2 tRNA genes and 1 rRNA gene are annotated in these 633 nt (G+C 44.2%); all 3 read left to right on the plus strand.

Features of this window, described 5'->3' with window-relative positions:
* Positions 1–129 (plus strand): 16S ribosomal RNA (locus JMN12_RS15080); the annotation flags it as partial.
* Between the two features lie 243 nt (positions 130–372).
* A tRNA-Ile gene (locus JMN12_RS15085) sits at positions 373–446 on the plus strand.
* A gap of 85 nt (positions 447–531) precedes the next feature.
* Positions 532–605, plus strand: a tRNA-Ala gene (locus JMN12_RS15090).
* The last annotated feature ends 28 nt before the right edge of the window (positions 606–633 follow it).

Genomic DNA, 633 nt, shown 5'->3' on the forward strand with positions numbered 1-633 from the left:
GTCAAGCCATGGAAGCTGGGGGTACCTGAAGACGGTCACCGCAAGGAGCTGTTTAGGGTAAAACTAGTGACTGGGGCTAAGTCGTAACAAGGTAGCCGTACCGGAAGGTGCGGCTGGAACACCTCCTTTCTAGAGAAAACCGAAATTTAAAGACGAGTTACGAACGACGAATGACGAACATAAAGTTATTAAGAGTTCCTAACGATATAGGACACCCATTCTTTAAATCTTGCTGACAACAAAAACCGACTGATAATGATAGAGAACGATTAATACAGAGGCGTAATTCGTAATTCGTTCCTCGTAATTCGTAATTCGTAATTCGTCTCTCGTAATTCGTAATTCGTAATTCGTTCCTCGTCATTATAAAATAGTCTCATAGCTCAGCTGGTTAGAGCGCTACACTGATAATGTAGAGGTCGGCAGTTCGAGTCTGCCTGGGACTACAAGCTAAAGAAGGAAATTCTAGGAGCTGAAGAGAGACGAATAGCGTAAATCGTAATTCGTAATTCGTAACTCGTCATTAAGCACGGGGAATTAGCTCAGCTGGCTAGAGCACCTGCCTTGCACGCAGGGGGTCAAGGGTTCGAATCCCTTATTCTCCACAACAACCGTACATTGACATATTGGGAT

Origin of the sequence: Capnocytophaga genosp. AHN8471, from assembly GCF_016806945.1 — a bacterium.
Lineage (GTDB): Bacteria > Bacteroidota > Bacteroidia > Flavobacteriales > Flavobacteriaceae > Capnocytophaga > Capnocytophaga periodontitidis.